Source organism: Streptomyces sp. AC627_RSS907, from assembly GCF_019049165.1.
In genome coordinates this window covers 1-548 of record NZ_JAGMUE010001214.1, presented here as the reverse complement: position 1 = coordinate 548, position 548 = coordinate 1, and the positions used below count along the sequence as shown (strand labels likewise).

1 pseudogene is annotated in these 548 nt (G+C 74.6%); it reads right to left on the bottom strand.

The features are described from left to right. Nucleotides 1-396 (bottom strand): annotated as a pseudogene (locus KUM32_RS41125) (phospho-sugar mutase); the annotation flags it as partial. Between the last annotated feature and the right edge of the window lie 152 nt (nucleotides 397-548).

Below are 548 nucleotides of genomic sequence, written 5' to 3'. Positions count from 1 at the left end.
GGCGAAGGCGAGGACGGGGGTGGGGAGGGGGCGGGGGAGGACGGCGGCCCTGAGACCGGCGCCGGTCATGACCGCGGCGGTGTCGCGGGCGAAGTCGGCGGACTTGTGGCGGGCGTCGTAGCCGACGACGACCAGGCCGTTGGTGTGGCCCTGCTTCTTGAGGTAGGCGGCGAGGCCGGCGGCGGCCCGGATGACGACGGTGCGGTTCATGCGCATCGGACCGGCGCCGAGTTCGCCCCTCAGGCCGGCGGTTCCGAACTGGAGGGTGCCGGAGAAGCGTGCGGTGAGTTCGGCGTGATCCTCGGCGTCGATGAGCCGGGCGAGTTCCGCGCGGGTGTCCGCGTCGGGGTCCTCGGCCAGCCATGTCCTGGCCCGGGCGAAGAGGTCGTCGTGCACGTCGGTCAGCCTCTCACTGTGGCGGTCGTGGGTCGTGGCGGTGGCGGTCGTGGGTCGTGGCGGTGGCGGTCGTGGGTCGTGGCGGTGGCGGTGGCGGTCGCGGTCGTGGGTCGTGGCGGTCGCGGTCGCGGTCGCGGGGTGCGGGGTGGGTG